The sequence below is a fragment of the Stackebrandtia sp. genome, from assembly GCF_035643755.1.
In the GTDB taxonomy this organism is placed as follows: Bacteria; Actinomycetota; Actinomycetes; order Mycobacteriales; family Micromonosporaceae; genus Stackebrandtia.
This window is the reverse complement of the sequence record NZ_DASQPW010000101.1, coordinates 1-16,464: the sequence shown is the minus strand read 5'-3', so window position 1 is coordinate 16,464 and position 16,464 is coordinate 1. Positions and strand designations below refer to the sequence as shown.

Below are 16,464 nucleotides of genomic sequence, written 5' to 3'. Positions count from 1 at the left end.
CCGCTGACCGCTGACCGCTGACCGCTGACCGCTGACCGCTGACCGCTGACCGCTGACCGCTGACCGCTGACTATACTCGGCCACGCGAAGGGGAGTAGTCCGCCAATCGCATGATCGACACACTGACCCGCTTGCGAGCGGTTCCGGTCATGCGGCCCCGCCCGCGGGGTGGACGAGACCTTCGACCTTGACTGTTGTCGACAGTCGGGTCGAGGTCACCCCGTGTGTCGCGGCCAGGCGCTTACCGGGAAGGCCATCCGCCCCATGTCCGCGTTCCTCTTCGCCCTGGCTCTGAGCTTCGGCGTCATCTTCGTCGCCGAGCTCGGCGACAAATCCCAGCTCATGGCGCTGACCTTCGCCACCCGCTTCAAGCCCCTGCCGGTGTTGATCGGCATCACCATCGCCACCGCCGTCGTCCACGCCGTGTCCGTGGCGGTCGGCTACGGGCTCGGCGCCGCCCTGCCCACGGGCTGGATATCCCTGGTCGCCGCGCTGGCCTTCTTCGGCTTCGGCGCCTGGACCCTGCGCGGCGACGAACTCACCGACGCCGAAAGGCACAAGGCCGAACGCACCGACAAGAAGGCCGTCATCGCCGTCGGCGTCGCGTTCTTCCTGGCCGAGCTCGGCGACAAGACGATGCTGGCCACCATCACCCTGGCCACCGACCACGGCTGGTTCGGCACCTGGCTGGGCTCCACACTGGGCATGGTCGCCGCCGACGCCCTGGCCATCGGAGTCGGACGCCTGTTGGGCAAGAACCTCCCCGACAGGATCATCCGCTACGGCGCCGCCGCCCTGTTCGTCGTGTTCGGGGCCTGGCTGCTCGTCGACGCCATCGCGCAGCTCACGTCCTGACCGCCGCGGCCCCGTGGCAGTCTGGGCCCATGACGACGCCAGCCGGACCCGACCCCGCGGCGGAGGCGGCGACCGTCGCCGCCTTCCGGCGACGCGTGGGTGTGGACGACCTCATCGACGTCCACACTCACTTCATGCCCCGCCGGGTGCTGGCCAAGGTGTGGGCGTACTTCGACCGCGCCGGGCCCCTGGTCGGCCGGGCCTGGCCCATCACCTACCGCCACGGCGAGACCGAACTCGTGGAACGGTTGCGCGCCTTCAAGGTCCGCGCCTTCACGTCCATGCTGTACCCCCACAGGCCCGGCATGGCGCGCTGGCTCAACGACTGGTCCGCCGACTTCGCCGCCCGCACCCCCGACTGCCTCCACACCGCCACCTTCTTCGACGAACCCGCCGCCGCCTCCGACGTCACCCGGGCCCTGTCCCAGGGCGCCCGCGTCTTCAAGTCCCACCTCCAGGTCGGCGGCTACGACCCCAACTCCCCGACGCTGGATCCCGTGTGGGGACTGCTGTCCGACGCCGACACCCCCGTCGTCATCCACTGCGGCTCCGGCCCCGTCCCCGGTGCCCACACCGGACCCGCACCCATCGCCGCGCTGCTCGGCCGCCACCGGCGCCTGCGCCTCATCGTCGCCCACCTGGGCATGCCCGAATACGAGGACTTCCTCGCCCTGGCCGAAACCCACGACCGCCTGATGCTCGACACCACGATGGCCTTCACCCGCTTCACCGAATCCACCATCCCCTTCCCCGCCCGGGCCCTGCCCCGCCTGGCCGACCTCGCCGACCGCGTCCTGTTGGGCACCGACTTCCCCAACATCCCCTACCCGTACTCCCACGCACTGCACGCCCTGGAGTCCACCGGTCTGGGCCCGGCGTGGCTGCGCGCGGTGTGCCGCGACAACGCCGCGCGCCTCTTCCGACTGTGAGACAAGGGAAACCAAACCGCCGCTCACGGCCTCCACGACTTGTCGTACTCCGGGTGGCGGGCGTACCGCGTCGCGATCGTCCGGATCACGAACAGCGCCAGCTTGACCTCCGGAGCGTTGGGGGCGCTCGCGCCGTCGAGAACCTTGATGCAGCGCTGCAACAACCGGCGATCGACCTTCGCCTCGCTGATCGTCCTGCTGGGACTGTGCCGTGCGATGTGGACGGCCGCCTCCAGATCCATCTCCAGGATGCCCTGGCTGTAAAGCCCGGGCGTCGTGTCGCCCTCCTCGCCGTCGGGCGCCGGAAACTCCTCCACGGTGGACAGCCAGCACACCTCGCCCGGCCCGGTCACGCACCCGGGCTCCGGCTCGGGCGGCGTCTTGTACGGGAGGTACTCGCTGCCGTACCGCCACTGCCAACGCACCCCGCCCGGTATCGGATCCGGCGTCACGCTCGAGTTCTGAGTGCCCAGGCCGTCGGGCGGCCGGGACGCGGCGAGCGCCCAGGTCTCGTCCTCGCTGAGTCGGGCCTTGATGAAATCAACTACCTTGCTCAAGGCGCACCGTCCTCTCGAATCTGAAATTGTCGATATTGCGATTTGATCTGCCAGACCCCTTGGCACACAACAGGATAGGAACATTTCGGTCGGGATTGCTGTCGGGTTTCTTGCACATGCAGATTGCGAAAGAACCTCATGTGATCCGATGGCCCGCCGCCGTGGCCGAAATACATCAAACTGATTTGATGTATTGTGACGAGTGTGACACCCACGGATCGGACCTCCGTACCGCTGTTGATGCGGATGGCGGCGCACCCGTTGCGCTGGGCGCTGATGACCCAACTGGCGTCCAGCGATCGGCGGGTCCGCGAATTGGTCGCCGCTGTCGCCGAACCGCAGAGCCTGGTGTCGTACCACCTGCGGCTGCTGCGCGCGGCCGGGCTGATCGACGCGCGTCGCAGCAACTTCGACGGCCGGGACAGCTACTACCACCTCAGGCTGGACCGCTGCGCCGCCGCGTTCGGCGACGCCGCCGCCGCCCTGCACCCGGCGCTGGCACCCACCGGCCCCCGGGCGTCGGGTGGCGGCGCGGTGTTGTTCCTGTGCACGGGAAACAGCGCTCGCTCCCCGATGGCCGAGGCGCTGCTGCGGCATCGCGTCGACGGCGTCCGCGTGACCAGCGCGGGCAGCCGCCCCGCGCCGCGGACGCATCCGAACGTGGCGCGGGTGCTGCGGGAGGACTTCGGCATCGACGTCGAGCCCCGGCGCCCGCGGTCCCTGGACGCCGTCGCGGCGCGAAGCTTCGACCGCGTGGTCACGTTGTGCGACAAGGTCCGCGAGGTGCCCTGCGATCACGGGACAGCCGTCACGACACATTGGAGCTTGCCGGACCCGTCCGCCTCCGCTGAAACCGATCGCGCGACCTACCCGGAATTTCGGCGGATCGCGAAGGAACTCGACACCCGTATCGGGTTCCTGCCGCTGTGAAAGGGAGACCTCATCATGACCGACGAAACCGAGCTCGCCAGCGTCCGATACATCGTGGACGATGTCCCGGCGGCGGTCGACTTCTACACCGAACAGTTCGGCTTCACCGTCGCCTTCGCGGTGGCGCCCCTGGCCGACCTCAGGCGCGGACCCTTGCGGCTGTTGGTGTCCGGACCGCAGACGTCCGGCGCCCGCGCCACCCCCGACGACGCCGCCGGTGCCGGGCGCAACCGCATCCACCTCATCGTCGACGACCTTGAGGCGGAGATCGAGCGGCTGCGCGCGGCCGGGGTGACCTTCCGCAGCGAACTGGTGTCCGGACCGGGAGGCCGCCAGATCCTGGTCGCCGACCCCGCCGGCAATCTGGTCGAGGTGTTCCAGCGGGCCCGCGACGCAACCACGCACTGAAGGCGACTTCGCGACGCCAGGGCCCGGACCCCGCCCGATGGAGCGTTGGAGGACACACAGGACGCGGCCGACAGCGCCCACGACATCGGCGGCGGCGACCGCGCCACAGTCTCGCGGGCACGATCCCGGTTCCCTCGACAACGCGACGGCGCCGCATCTCATGGCGGCTGAGGCATCGCGCTCGGCACTGGTGGCCGATCTCGGTCCGGTCCCTCCTCCCGAGGGTGCCCGGTACCGCGAAACCTGGGCCGCCGCCGTGGGTTTCGAGCCGCGGGGGACCGCTGGAGCCGCGCCCGGGTGGGGACGGCGACCTGCCGACGCGGGGCGTCTGGCGGGCGGCGGTGCGCCCGGGCGAGGAGCCGACCCTGGTGGCGTGTGTGGTCCCCCGGTGTCGGCATGGCGGACTTTCGTATGATCTGGCCGTCAACCGCGCCGAGGTCTATTTGCGAACGTTGAACCGCAGGACCGTGACGGCGCCCGATCGCGTACTGCTGATCGGTTCCAGGTCCGTCCTTTCCAGACCCGGTGCCGTGAACCGAACGCCGTCACCCAGCAGCACCGGGATCACGTACACCAGGATCTCGTCGACGAGCCCGCGCCGCAGGCACTGGGTGGCCACGTCGGCGCCGAGAATCTCGAGTTTCTTGCCGCCCGCGGCGGCGCGGGCCGTGGCGACGGCCTCGCCGATGTCCCCGGAAAGAAACGTCACCCCGGGATCGGGCGGGTCGGGGATCCGGTGGGTGAGGACGAACTGCGGCCCGCCCTCGTAGGCGTCGTCGGCGGACGTCGCGCCCGCGAGCCGCTTGCCCACCTCGTGCGTCCGCCGCCCCACGAGCATGGCCCCGGTGGCGGCCATGACCTCGGGGAAGGCGTTGGGGGCCAAGAAGTCGAAGATCCAGCTCATCGCGTCCTCAGGCCCGGCGATGAACCCGTCGAGCGACATCGCCCGGTTCACGACCACCTTGCCACTGGCATCGCTCACGCTGTTCCTCCCCATGTCTCGAATCGACGTCGTGACCGGATTCTATGGCGGGGCACCGACACTCGCCGCTACATCAGGGGGTATTGCATCGATGCGCCGTCGAGCGCGACGCCGTTGGGCAGCGGGACGCGGGTGCGTTTCAGTTCGCGGAAGCCGTAGGAGCGGTACAGCGGGACGCCTGGCAGGGTGGCCATGAGGACCAGCGCGCGGAAGCCCTGGGCGCGGGCGTCTTGTTCGCACCTGGCCAGGATCGCGCGTCCCAGGCCGCGGCGGGTGAAGTCGCCGCGCACGAACATGGCGCGCACGCGTGCGGGTTCGACGGCGGGGTCCAGCAGGCGGTCGTCGGCCGGGCCCGGACCGGAGCCGGTGTAGAGCTTGTCGCGTTTGCTCCAGCCGCCGCAGGCGACGATCTGGCCGTGTGCGTCGTGGACGTAGTAGGTGTGGTCGTCGATGAGCATCGTGTCGGGTTCGGTGAGGTAGCGCGCGGCGGCGGCCGTTTCGCGTTCGTTGTGGAACGACGGGAACGTGTCGAGCACGGCCTGTCGCATGAGCGCGGCGATGGCGGGGATGTCGGTTCTTACGGCCTCGCGCAGCATGGGGATCCCTCCGACGTCGTCTCGACCACTGGGGCCGCCCCCGATCATATGGATCTCACGCGGACGGGAGACCCATCGGTCCCGTCCGCGTGAGATCAGCCGAGGATCGAGTGCAGGGCCGCCGACAACCGCCCCTCGTGCCCGGCGGCGATGCGCGGGTGGCGCCAGGCCACGTAGCCGTCCGGGCGGACGAGCACGGCCCCGCCGTCCCCGACCCGGTATCGATCCCGCCACACATCGTCCACATCGGTCAGATCGGTGCCGACGCGGTGGGCCGCCAGGGGAACCCCGAGCCTGTGGCCGACCCGGGAGGCGGCCTCGGCCCAGAACGACCCGCCCGGGCCGGTGAGCACGGCGAAGCCGTCGCCGAACAGGTCGTGTGTGGACCTCCGCTCGCCGTCGTGTTCGATCCACAGGTGCGGGGCCCGGGTGCCCGGTTGGGCGTGCAGGTCCAGGGCGGACGCGAATACCGTGTCGTGCCCGGGATCGACGACCGCCCTGGACCAGTAGCGCTGCCCGAACATCCACAAGCGATCGTCCGTCCTGTCGTCTCCGGGGTCGGAGCCGGTACGGATGCGCTGGCGTTCCTCGGTCAGCTCGGCCAGCACCGCGGCCACCGGGTGGCGCTCGGCGTGGTAGGTGTCGAGAAGGGATGGTGAGGCCCAGCCGTTGAGGACGGCGGCGAGTTTCCAGGACAGATTCCAGCAATCCTGGACACCGGTGTTGGCGCCGATGCCCCCGGCGGGGGACCAGACGTGGGCCGCGTCCCCGGCGAGGAACACCCGGCCGCGACGGAACTCGTCCGCCACGGCGACGCCCTGGGCCCAGACCTGCCTGTCGAGAACCCGCACCTTCACGTCGGGGTCACCCACGACATCGCGAATCAGGCGCTCGCATCGCTCGTCGGTGAAGTCGTCGACGCCTTCGGACGCGGGGTCGTAGTCGACCTGAACGCTCCACCGGCCAGGTTGAGCGGTCGTCAGCATGACGGCCTGGCCCGCCCTGTCGTTGCGGATGAACCACAGGAGGGCGCGACGCTTCAGATGAGCCGACAGGTCGGCCTCGAACACGATGCCGACATGGTCGCGAACGATGCCCGGGCCGGTGCGCTCGATGCCGAGCCGTTGTCGGATCGGGCTGCGCTGGCCGTCCGCCGCGATCAGGTATTCGGCGCGAATATCGCGCCGCTCACCGCTGATGCGGTCGGTGACCGTGGCGGTCACGGCGTCGGGCGTGGCGGCGACGGACTCCACTTCGGTGCCGAAGTGCTGGACGGCGCCGCGCGCCCGAGCCGCGGAGATGAGCACCGGCTCGACCGCGTTTTGATCGGCGAGGCTCCAACCGCACGGGCTCACATCGGGGAACGACATGGGCGTCTCGGGCGGGAAGATCCACTTCCACTCCCCGGCAAGGGTTTCGCAGTACGCGCCACCGGCGTCGTCCTGGAACGGCCGCCCGGCGTCGACAATCGGGGCTTCCAGGCCGAGACAACGGTAGATCTCCATGGTGCGCGGGTTGATGCCGCGGGCGCGGCCCTGGATCGACAACCCCGGGTGGCGGTCGACCAGGACGCTCGAGATGCCGTGGTGAGACAGGAATACCGACGCGGCGAGCCCCGCGTAGCCGCCGCCGACGATGAGGACCTGAGTGGTTTCGTCGTTTCGCATGGTCACCCCTTGTCGCCGGTCGCGGCGCGCTCCAGCCGAACCCCGCGCCGCCAGACCCCGGCGATGGATTCGACCGCGGCGACGTCCTCGGTGGGGTCGCCGTCGACCAGCAGGAGGTCGGCGCGTTTGCCGGGCGCGACGCGGCCCCGGTCGGTGAGGCCGAAACGGTCCGCGGGCAGGCTGGTCGCCGCCATCAACGCCTCCACATTGCTCAGCCCGGCGCCGGTCAACAGGCGCAGTTCCCGGTGCAGGCCGTGGCCGTGTCCCGGCGCGAACGGCGTCGCGTCGGTGCCCGCCAAAAGCGGCACCCCCGCCTCATGCAGAGCGCGGGCCACCCGCACGGCCGTGGCACCGCTGTCGGGACCGGCGTGATCAACCCCGCCCGCGGAGGGCCGGCTGATCACCTCGAAGTACACCAGGGTGCTCACCACGAACACGCCCTGCTCCGCGACGCGCGCCGCCAACTCCTCGGCACGCTTGACCGAGTCGCACCACACGTGGGCCAGACCGTCGACGCCCACCTCGAGGGCGGTCTCGACCTCGGGCGCGGTGATGGCGTGGGCGATCACCGGCAGCCCGGCGCGGTGAGCGGCGGACACCAACGCCCGCAACACATCGACCGACAGCACCGGAAGCTCCATGCCGTGCACGCCGCCGTCGTCCACGACCACCTTGAGGTAGCAGGCGCCCTCGGCGAGCCGCGCCGCCACGAACTCCTCGGCCCGCCCGGCGTCGCCGATCGGCTCGAACCCGGTCGCCGCGTCGCCGAACCCGCCGGAGTCGGCCAGCCCGGCGAGCAGCTGGCTGGGGTGCCCGCCGGGGGCGGTCGCGAGCATGCCCGCGCTGCGGAAGTCGGCGACGTCGTCGCGTTCGTCCGCCAGCCGCCGCTGTTTGTCCAGGTTGGACGGCAGGCAGAACATGTCGAGCTCGGTGGTCACCCCGTGATCGAGCGCCTGGGCCAGGCTGCCGTCGAAGATGTGGGTGTGGGAGTCGATGAGACCCGGAAGCAGGGTCTTGCCGGTCCCGTCCACCGTGACGTCGACGGGACCCACGCCCGGTCGGACTATCGTGTCGTCCTCCATGCACACGTCGGCGCGCTTTGTGGTCCGTTCACCATCGAAGATCCGTACATCGCGGATGAGCGTTCGCATTTCCGTCTCCTGTCGTGGCGCACAATCGGGTCCTTCCCGGTTCGCGTAGACAAGAGCCCGTCGTGGGACGCGAGGTGACGTGGCGAGACCCGCGACACATTCCGCGGCGAGATGTCACATCCGGACCCCCGATCGCGCTCCCATCACCGGCACAGCGACGAAAGGCACCACCGTGACCGACCACGAGGCGGCGACCCAACAGTTCATCGACCACCGCGAACTGCTGTTCGGCATCGTCTACAACATGCTGGGCAGCGTCGCCGACACCGAGGACGTGCTTCAGGACACCTGGCTGTCGTGGGCGGCCGTCGACCGCGAACGCATCGAGAATCCCCGCGCCTACCTCGTGCGCATCGCGATCAACCGCGCCCTGGCCCGGCAGTCCTCCATCAAGCGACGCCGCGAAACCTATGTCGGACAGTGGCTGCCCGAACCCGTGGTCACCGACGAGCCCGATCCGCTCCTGCGCGCCGAATCGTCCTCAATGGCGCTTCTGGTCGTCCTGGAATCCCTCAGCCCCGCCGAACGCGCGGTCTTCGTGCTGCACGAGGCCTTCGGCTACCCGCACGCCGACATCGCCGACATGCTGGGACGCAGCCCCGAGGCGGTACGACAGCTCGCCCACCGCGCCCGCGAACACGTCCGCGCCCGTCGGCCCAGCCGCTACCCGGTCGACTCCCGGGTGCAGCGGCAAGTGACCGAGCGGTTCGTCGCCGCCACCCTCGGAGGAGACCTGAAGGCGCTCTTGGACATCCTCGCCCCCGACGTAACCTTGTGGACAGACGGCGGGGGCAAGGGCCCCGCCACCAGCCTCCGGCCCGTCCACGGCCGCGACGCCGTGGCGAACCTGTTCGTGGCCGTCGGCGCCAACGCCTCCGCGGGCTTCCACGTGACATATCGCCAGGTCAACGGGGACCCGTCGGCCCTGGTGTTCAACGCGCGGGCCCCGTTCGCCGTCCTGGTGCTCGACCTCGACCCCAACGGCGATCTGGTCCGGGGGGTCTACTCGGTGACCAACCCGGACAAACTGACGCGAATACCCGGGCGCGCTGAGCAAGGGCGCATGGAGCCACCCTCGATCAGCTCTCACAAGGACGCTCCTCCGCGTGGTTGAGCCCGTGGTGTCACACGTTTCGACGCGCCCGCGAGTACGCGCTCTCCGGTGAGGGCGGTTTCACCGCGTCGGTATAGGGCGCGAGGCGGTTCCACGACAGCCCCAGGCGAGCGTTGAGGCCATGAAGGTCGTCAACGCGTGCCTCGTGCATGGCGGCGAGGACAATGTGGGCGCAGGCGGTCGCGTCATCGAGGGCGTCATGGTGATTGACCAGCGGTACATGTGCTTGTTGGGCGCACTTCTTGAGTGCTTCGACATTCCACACCTTCTTGCCGATCTGCCGCGAGCACGCGTACCGCAACGGGGTGACGGGCACACTCCACAAGGCACAGGTCTGCTTGATCATGCTGACTTCGGCGGAGGCGGCGCTGTGCGCCACGATGGGTCGGCTGTCGATGAACTTCAACATGTGTTCCCACACCTGTGGCCATGATGGAGCATCGGCGACGTCGGCGAAGGTGAGCCCGTGGGTGCTGGTGTTGATGCCGTAGAAGTCGTCGAATCCGGACATGGGTTTGATGAGACTGTCGAATGTGTCGTCGATCCGGCCGTTGGTGACGCTGGCCATGCCGACCTGGCACACGCTGGCGTGTGAGGAGTTGGCGGTTTCGAAGTCGATGGCCACCCAGGAGGTGACGGCATCGTTGGATCCGTACTGGGCCGCGAGCGGCGGGACGACCATGAATGAGATCTTTCTGTCGATTGTGTAGTAACTATGGCGGGAAAGCGTGATGTTACAAGGGATCCGCAACACGGCGGTCTGCAAAAGGCCATCGCGTCGGTCGTGTCCGGCCGCGGCCTCGTCGGCCATGCGGTGGTGCGTGTCATATTGCGTCGCCGATGTCAGCGGCTAGCATTCCTGAAGCGTCGGGTGCCGGTGGCGGTCGGTTCGTCAGGCATGGCGGCGTTGTATCGAAAGGTGGCATTGCCATCCTGCCAACTCAGGCGACAATCTCAGAACGCATCACGGTCTATCCGGCCGACGACCGTTTCACCGGTCCGCGGCCGTCCATATTGGTCCTTCCCGGCGGCCGTTTCACGGAACTTCCGCCGCACGAGGGTGAGGGCTACGCGCGCTGACTGTCCCGTATCGGGCTGCACGCGTTCGTCCTCGACTATCGGCTGCTGCCCGATCGGTTTCCCGCGCCGTTGCGGGACGCCCGGTCCGGGCTGGACTACATCAGGAACGGCGACCACGGGCTCGACACCCGCGGCGTCGGCGTCATCGGTTCCAGCGCGGGCGGGCACCTGGCGGGCCTGCTCATGACGGGCACCGTCCTGTCGACGGAGGACGGCGTCGCCGACCCGCCGCGACCGGACTTCGCGATCCTGGCGTACGCCCTGGCCGACGTGGGTCTGCTGCCGCCCGAGGCGGCCGAGGGGCTGCTGGGGGAGCTGATCTCCATTAAGGACGAACTGTCCCCGTCCAAGCACGTGGACTCCACGGTGTGCCCGACGTTCGTGTGGACCGCCGCCCAGGACCCGGTGGGCCTCCCCAACGCCCTGGAATGGGCGCGCGTCCTCGCCGAAGCCGAGGTCCCGGTCGAACTCCACGTCTACCCGCGCGGTGGACACGGCATCGGCCTGGCCGACGGCGTCGAATACGGCGGCCAGGGTCACGTATTCATCGCCCACAATGCGCACACGGCGACCTGGACCGACGCGTGCGAGGCGTGGCTGCGGCACGAAGGCGTCCTCGACACCTGACACGGTCCATGCGGCGTCAGGGTTTGCGACCGACGGCTCCCAGGAGTTTCAGCTCGACGTCCGGTTCGTCGGCGGAGTTGGGATCGGGCCACCAGTCGCCGATCTGAACGATCGCGGGATCGTCCGGCGAATGCGGGCTGTCCGGATCGACGAGTTCGAATCCGTCGAAGAGCTCGGCGATCTGGGCCCGGGACCTGAACAGAACCTCCGGATAGCCCTTCTCGGCGGCACTCTCGTGGACCCCGGCCATCGACACGGGAGTGCTGCCGTCCCACAGATGCGCCACCGCCAGATAGCTGCCCGGTGCGAGGCGATCGCGAATGTCGCCCAGCACCCGCAGCACCTCGGCTTGGTCCGTCATGTTCTGCAGCACGCTCATGATCAGCACACCGACGGGTCGGGACATGTCGATCGTCTCGGTCAGTTCCGGGGCACCGAACACGACATCGGGATTCATCATGTCGGCTTCGATCGTGGCCAGCCCGTGCCCAATGGAACGCAGTGCCCGACTGTGCGCGGCGACCACGGGATCGTTGTCGACATACACGACCCTCGTGTCAGGCAGGATCGCCCGGGCGGTCTCGTGAATGCTCGGCGGGGTTGTGGGCAGACCACTGCCCAGGTCGATGATCTGGTGAACACCGTTTTCGGCCAGGTACGCCGCGACCCGGGCCCCGAACTCCCGGATCATGCGCACCGAATCGAAAACGTCCGGGGTCCGTTCCAGGACCATGTCGGCAAAGGCGCGGTCCACCGCGAAATTGTCCTTGCCGCCCAACGCGTAGTTGTAGGCCCGAGCCACGCTCGCCTTCGACGTGTCGACCCCCGGGGGCGCTGTCTCGTCCGTCATGACCGTATCGTACCGGCCCCGCGAACTCGAAGAACGATTCAGCTAACCCCTGCGCGCCAAGCTAACGGGCAGGGCGCGTGTGCCCGCGTCATGCCGTCCTGCGGTACCGGGCGAGGGTGGCGGCGCCGACCCGGTCGGCCGACAGGCACTCCAGGTCAATGCGGGGGCCGTGGTCGCCGAAGAGCCGTCGGCCGGTGCCCAGCGCCGTCGGGAAGGTCAACAGCCGGTATTCGTCGACCAGGTCCTCGGCCATCAGCGCGTGCACCACACTCAGGCTGCCGGTGATGATGACGTCGCGCTTCTCGCGCTTGACGGCCTCGATGAGGCCGCCGTCGATGACCCGCGAGTTCGCCCACGCCGAGGTGTCGGTCAGGGTGCGCGAGGCGACGAGCTTCGGCACGGCGTTCATCCGCGCGGAGAACGGGTCGTCTCGTCCCGGCCAGAGGCGCGAGAACGACTGCCAGGTCGTGCGGCCCAGCAGCATGACGCCGTCGTCCAGTGTGGTCCCGAGCCGGAACTTGTCGCCGTCGACCGCCTCGGGTCCGTACCGAAACGCCCAGCCGCCGGTTGGCGTCGCCCCGGAGCCGTCCGGGTCGGACACGATGCCGTCCAGGGTGATGAATTCGATGACGATGACGCTCATGATGGGTATCCCTTCGATTGATGTTCACCGATACATACCGGCGGCACCAACCCAACTCATCGCTCGCGCGAGATAATTTTGGCGCAGGGGATGAGCGCCACGAGGGTGAGGGCGATGCTCGACCAGAACGCGGCGTGGAATCCACCCAGGACACCGGTCGCGGCGGCGATGGTCGCGAGCAGCGCCGTACCGGCGGCTCCGCCCAGCTGCTGGACGAGGCGCACGATCGCCGAACCGGCCGGAACCTGGTCGGGCGCAAGCCCCGCGAACGCCCCGGTCGTGATGGCGATGTTGACCGCGCTCAGCGCGCCGCCACGGACGACGAGCGCGGCGCCCAGCAGCGGCCAGCTGGTGTGAGTCGTCGCGGTCGCGAACGGGATCGTCGCGGCGGCACACAGCACGACACCGGTGACGGCGATCGGCCTGGCCCCGACCCGGTCGACGACGCCGCCGACCCACCTGGTGAGCAGCGATCCGGCTCCCTGCAGCGCGAGGAGCGCGCCGGCGGTCAGCGCGGTGAGGTTGCGCTGTTGCTGGAAGTACAGCGGGATGAGAAAGAGGGCGCCGTAGAGGGCGGCCCCGCTGAGAAACAGTGTGGCCGTGGCGGAGCCGAACGCCCGATGCGCGAGCAGGCGGACGGGGATCGCGGCGCGGCCGTCGCGGGCGAGGCTCCACGCCACGAAGGCGCCGGTCAGCAGCAGACCGCCGACGAGCGGCGCCCACACGCGCAGCGCGGTGTCGCCGTTGTGGCCGGCGGCGTTGCTCAGCGCGTAGAGCAACGCCGCGGTCCCGACTCCGAGGAGCAGCACACCGGGAACATCGAGACGCCTGTCACGCCGCGCCGGGGCTGCCGGGATGAAGCGCACGGCCAGCAGGATCGCGGCGAGGCAGACGGGCAGGTTGATCACGAACACCCACCGCCAGCTCGTCGCGTCGACGAGCGCGCCGCCGACGAGCGGTCCGGCGATCGGCGCGATGGTGACCACCAGCATCACGATCGTGAGCACCCGACCCGTCTTGGCCGGGCCGGCGGCGCGCACCAGGATCGTCTGCAACACCGGGAGCATGATTCCCGCTCCGGCGCCCTGCAGGGCACGGAAGGCGACGAGCGGGCCGAAGCCCCAGGCCAGCGCGCTCAGGGCGGAGCCGGCCATGAACAGGACGAGCCCGGCGATCCACAGTCGCTTCGCGCCGAGCCGGTCGGAGGCCCAGGAGGTCACCGGGATCGCCACCGCGAGGGTCAGCAGGTAGACGGTGGAGACCCATGGGATCGCGTCGGCGCCGACGCGGAGGCCGGCGCTCATCGTGTGCAGCGCCACATTGACGACGGTCGTGTCGATCAGGGGCGCGATGCCGCCGATCACGACGACCAACGCCAGTCGGACCAGTGGCCATCCCAGCGGTTCCAGTTTTGGTCCGTCCACCGTGATCCCTCTAAGAGACGCGTGTACCTTACATGCAATAAGATACACGCGTATCCTCATGGTGTGGACATGCATACCGACGCCCGCCCGGCCCGCCGCCGCCGCGGCCCCGAGCTGGAGGACGCCTTGCTCGAGGCCGCGTGGGAACAGCTGCGAGCCGGGGGCTACGCGGCATTCACCATCGATGCGGTGGCCCGCGCGGTCGGCACGAGCCGTGCCGTGATCTACCGCCGCTGGCCCGCCCGTGCCGCGCTCGTGCTCGCGGCCGTGCGCGCCCACGCGGGCACCGTCGTCGGGCACATCCCCGACACCGGCAGCCTCGAGGGCGACGTCCTCGCCCTCCTGCACGAGTTCGCGGAGCGGATGCGACAGGTGGGCATCGACGTGGCCGCCGGCCTGTTCAGCGAGCTGGACGAGATCCCCGAAGAGACCAAAGGCGTCGTCCCCACCGCCTTTCGGCAAGTGATCGACCAGGCCCGCGCCCGCGGCGAGGTCGGCGCCGCGGCCGTCCCCGACGCGGTGCTCGCCATGCCGGGCGTACTCATCCGGTACTCGATGATCGCCGAACGCGCCGCCCCATCCGACCGGGAGCTCCAGAACATCGCGCACCAGCTCTTCCTGCCGCTCGTGCGGTACCACGCCTCGCGTTGATACGAACCGGGCGCGAGACGCCGCGTCAGGCCGGGCAGTTGTGGTACGCCGCCACCTTCCAACCCTCGTCCTGCCGCACCAGCGCCCAGGTCGCGATTCGCTTGCGCTCGTCGGGAAGTACGGTCTCACCCGCCATCAAAATGCCCGCCTCGCTGATCACCAGCGCCGCGGTCTCGCCCAGCGCCCGTGTGCTGATCGGCCGGTCGATGCCGGCGGACCCGCGCAGCGGCCCGGCGAACGCCGCCGCCATGTACGCGCGCAACTCGTCGCGACCGTCGTGACGGACTCCGGGCATCACGACCGTGGCGTCGGCGGTGTAGCAGTCGGCGAAGGCGTCGGCGTCGCCGGCGGCCCAGGCGTCGTAGATCCGCCGCATCAGGGTGTCGATGGCGTTCTTGTCGTTGGTCATAATGGCCTCCTGTGGTCGGTGGCGGCCGCTTGACCGCCTCGGCAGTACTTACCGGCGAGCAAGGGCGGATTCATCGCATTCCCGCGAAGAATCCGGTCGTCCAGCGCGGCACGCGGTACGGACCCGAGGAGGACCAGGATGGAATTCGAGGCGCGGATCGAGGCGCTGCGGCCGGAGATGCTGGCGCACTGCTATCGGATGCTCGGCAGCTACCACGACGCGGAGGACCTCGCGCAGGAGACGCTGCTACGCGCGTGGCGGGCCCGCGACCGGTACGACGAACAGCGCGCCACGCTGCGCACCTGGCTGTACCGCATCGCGACCAACGCGTGCCTGACCGCATTGGACGGACGCGGCCGCAGGCCGCTGCCGTCCGGGTTGGGCGCGCCGAGCCAGGACGCCGCCGCGCCGCTCGAGCCGCAGTTCGAGGTGCCGTGGTTGCAACCGTTCCCCGACCGGGTGCTCGGCTCGCCCGACCCGGCCTCGGCCGCGGCGGCCCGCTCGGGCCTGCGGCTCGCCTTCGTGGCCGCGATGCAGGCGCTGCCGGCGCGGCAGCGGGCGGTGCTGGTCCTGCGCGAGGTACTCGCGTTCTCCGCCAACGAGGTCGCCGAGATGCTCGAGACGAGCGCGGCGTCGGTGAACAGCGCCCTGCAGCGCGCCCGGGCCGGGCTCGACCGGGCCGCGCTCAACGAGGACGACGTCACGGACCTGTCGGACGCCGAGCAGCGGGCGCGGATCGACAGCTACGTCACGGCGTTCGAGCGCGCCGACGTCGCGGGGTTGACGCGACTACTCACGGACGAAGCCGTGCTGGAGATGCCGCCGGTTCCACTGTGGTACCGCGGCCGCGATTCCTACGGCGCGTTCATGACCCACCTGTTCGAACGGCGGGGTCGGCGCTGGCGGATGGCGCCGACCGAGGCCAACGGACAACCCGCGGTCGCCGCGTACATCGGCGCCGCCGACGGCGCGTACCGGCTGCATACCCTGCACGTGTTCGACGTCGTCGCGGCGGGGATCAGGACCAATGTGGTGTTCCAGGACCCGGCCGTGCTGGGCTCGTTCGGGCTGCCGCCGACCATGTGACGGCCCCAGCGTCACACCGGTATTCACTCGACGGCGAGGTCGCAGGGCGCGCCGATCCACTCCTCGCCGTCGGGGCGGATTTCCTTGCGCCAGATGGCGGTCTCCCATTTCATGAGTTCGGCGCAGGAGCGGGCGGCCTGGAAGGCCTCGGCCCGATGGGGACCGGCCGCGGCGATGATCACGACGGTCTCGCCGATCGCGAGCGTGCCGGTGCGATGGGCGACGGCCTCGCAGCGTTCGGAGATCTCGGTGAGGCTCTTGACCGCCATGGACCGGTACGCCTCGTACTCGATGGCGGTGACCTCGCGGCCGTCGCTGTTGTCCCGGACGGTGCCGATGAACACCACGATCCCGCCCCGCCGCTGGGCGCCGCCCTGGTGGCCCTGGGCGGGCAGTCGACGCTGCTGACGGTCGCGATCGGCGTGGTGGCGTTGGCCTGCCTGCCCGCGCGGACCGCACGGCGCCTGCCGAGGACCGCCGCCGCACCCCGCGGCCCGCGCCGCCC

19 protein-coding genes are annotated in these 16,464 nt (G+C 69.8%); 8 read left to right on the top strand and 11 right to left on the bottom strand.

Features of this window, described 5'->3' with window-relative positions; genetic code table 11:
• The first annotated feature begins 264 nt into the window (after positions 1 to 264).
• Positions 265 to 855 (top strand): TMEM165/GDT1 family protein, encoded by a 591-nt coding sequence (locus VE172_RS07605; RefSeq protein WP_324799391.1) that lies wholly within the window; start codon positions 265 to 267, stop codon positions 853 to 855.
• Positions 856 to 884: 29 nt separating this feature from the next.
• The gene (locus VE172_RS07600; RefSeq protein ID WP_324799387.1) at positions 885 to 1,784 is read left to right on the top strand and encodes an amidohydrolase family protein; all 900 of its coding nucleotides are present in this window, start codon (positions 885 to 887) and stop codon (positions 1,782 to 1,784) included.
• 23 nt (positions 1,785 to 1,807) lie between these two features.
• Here VE172_RS07600 and VE172_RS07595 read toward each other — a convergent pair whose 3' ends face one another.
• The gene (locus tag VE172_RS07595) at positions 1,808 to 2,341 is read right to left on the bottom strand and encodes a DUF6221 family protein (protein ID WP_324799385.1); all 534 of its coding nucleotides are present in this window, start codon (positions 2,339 to 2,341) and stop codon (positions 1,808 to 1,810) included.
• A 240-nt stretch (positions 2,342 to 2,581) separates the two neighbouring features.
• On the opposite strand from VE172_RS07595, the gene VE172_RS07590 reads away from it, so the two are divergent.
• Positions 2,582 to 3,271: an arsenate reductase/protein-tyrosine-phosphatase family protein gene (locus VE172_RS07590; protein ID WP_349258296.1), complete on the top strand. Its 690-nt coding sequence runs from the start codon at positions 2,582 to 2,584 to the stop codon at positions 3,269 to 3,271.
• Positions 3,272 to 3,286: 15 nt separating this feature from the next.
• On the top strand, positions 3,287 to 3,679 hold the full coding sequence (locus VE172_RS07585) for a VOC family protein (protein ID WP_324799379.1): 393 nt from the start codon (positions 3,287 to 3,289) through the stop codon (positions 3,677 to 3,679).
• 439 nt (positions 3,680 to 4,118) lie between these two features.
• On the opposite strand, the gene VE172_RS07580 is transcribed toward VE172_RS07585, so the two are convergent.
• The 4 genes from VE172_RS07580 to VE172_RS07565 all read right to left on the bottom strand — a co-directional run bounded on the left by VE172_RS07580 (position 4,119) and on the right by VE172_RS07565 (position 8,075).
• The gene (locus VE172_RS07580; protein WP_324799377.1) at positions 4,119 to 4,661 is read right to left on the bottom strand and encodes a dihydrofolate reductase family protein; all 543 of its coding nucleotides are present in this window, start codon (positions 4,659 to 4,661) and stop codon (positions 4,119 to 4,121) included.
• 68 nt (positions 4,662 to 4,729) lie between these two features.
• Entirely contained in the window at positions 4,730 to 5,257 is a 528-nt protein-coding gene (locus VE172_RS07575; protein WP_324799375.1) for a GNAT family N-acetyltransferase, read from the bottom strand.
• A 95-nt stretch (positions 5,258 to 5,352) separates the two neighbouring features.
• Entirely contained in the window at positions 5,353 to 6,924 is a 1,572-nt protein-coding gene (locus tag VE172_RS07570) for an FAD-dependent monooxygenase (protein ID WP_324799373.1), read from the bottom strand.
• Positions 6,925 to 6,926: 2 nt separating this feature from the next.
• Positions 6,927 to 8,075, bottom strand: coding sequence for an amidohydrolase family protein (locus tag VE172_RS07565; protein WP_324799371.1), 1,149 nt, complete (start codon positions 8,073 to 8,075; stop codon positions 6,927 to 6,929).
• Positions 8,076 to 8,247: 172 nt separating this feature from the next.
• Between VE172_RS07565 and sigJ the strand changes: the two genes are divergently transcribed.
• The gene (sigJ, locus tag VE172_RS07560) at positions 8,248 to 9,189 is read left to right on the top strand and encodes an RNA polymerase sigma factor SigJ (protein ID WP_324799369.1); all 942 of its coding nucleotides are present in this window, start codon (positions 8,248 to 8,250) and stop codon (positions 9,187 to 9,189) included.
• A 10-nt stretch (positions 9,190 to 9,199) separates the two neighbouring features.
• On the opposite strand, the gene VE172_RS07555 is transcribed toward sigJ, so the two are convergent.
• Complete coding sequence (locus tag VE172_RS07555; protein WP_324799366.1) at positions 9,200 to 10,000, bottom strand: exonuclease domain-containing protein; 801 nt, start codon at positions 9,998 to 10,000, stop codon at positions 9,200 to 9,202.
• 338 nt (positions 10,001 to 10,338) lie between these two features.
• Between VE172_RS07555 and VE172_RS07550 the strand changes: the two genes are divergently transcribed.
• Positions 10,339 to 10,896: an alpha/beta hydrolase gene (locus VE172_RS07550; protein ID WP_349258293.1), complete on the top strand. Its 558-nt coding sequence runs from the start codon at positions 10,339 to 10,341 to the stop codon at positions 10,894 to 10,896.
• Between the two features lie 16 nt (positions 10,897 to 10,912).
• Here VE172_RS07550 and VE172_RS07545 read toward each other — a convergent pair whose 3' ends face one another.
• From VE172_RS07545 to VE172_RS07535, 3 genes are all read right to left on the bottom strand, one after another.
• A complete protein-coding gene (locus VE172_RS07545; protein ID WP_324799364.1) occupies positions 10,913 to 11,746 on the bottom strand; it encodes an SAM-dependent methyltransferase in 834 nt (277 codons plus the stop codon).
• An 88-nt stretch (positions 11,747 to 11,834) separates the two neighbouring features.
• Positions 11,835 to 12,389 (bottom strand): dihydrofolate reductase family protein, encoded by a 555-nt coding sequence (locus tag VE172_RS07540; RefSeq protein ID WP_324799362.1) that lies wholly within the window; start codon positions 12,387 to 12,389, stop codon positions 11,835 to 11,837.
• A gap of 56 nt (positions 12,390 to 12,445) precedes the next feature.
• Entirely contained in the window at positions 12,446 to 13,873 is a 1,428-nt protein-coding gene (locus VE172_RS07535; RefSeq protein ID WP_324799359.1) for a DHA2 family efflux MFS transporter permease subunit, read from the bottom strand.
• A gap of 9 nt (positions 13,874 to 13,882) precedes the next feature.
• Between VE172_RS07535 and VE172_RS07530 the strand changes: the two genes are divergently transcribed.
• Positions 13,883 to 14,464 (top strand): TetR/AcrR family transcriptional regulator, encoded by a 582-nt coding sequence (locus VE172_RS07530; RefSeq protein ID WP_324799356.1) that lies wholly within the window; start codon positions 13,883 to 13,885, stop codon positions 14,462 to 14,464.
• A 25-nt stretch (positions 14,465 to 14,489) separates the two neighbouring features.
• Here VE172_RS07530 and VE172_RS07525 read toward each other — a convergent pair whose 3' ends face one another.
• Positions 14,490 to 14,873, bottom strand: a complete 384-nt coding sequence (locus tag VE172_RS07525) for an SgcJ/EcaC family oxidoreductase (protein ID WP_324799353.1) — start codon at positions 14,871 to 14,873, stop codon at positions 14,490 to 14,492.
• Between the two features lie 90 nt (positions 14,874 to 14,963).
• Here VE172_RS07525 and VE172_RS07520 point away from each other — a divergent pair, with 90 nt between their 5' ends.
• Complete coding sequence (locus VE172_RS07520) at positions 14,964 to 15,959, top strand: sigma-70 family RNA polymerase sigma factor (RefSeq protein WP_349258295.1); 996 nt, start codon at positions 14,964 to 14,966, stop codon at positions 15,957 to 15,959.
• Positions 15,960 to 15,982: 23 nt separating this feature from the next.
• Here the strand turns inward: VE172_RS07520 and VE172_RS07515 are convergent.
• Positions 15,983 to 16,464: molybdenum cofactor biosynthesis protein MoaE (locus tag VE172_RS07515; RefSeq protein WP_324799350.1), on the bottom strand; the 482-nt coding region annotated here is incomplete at its 5' end.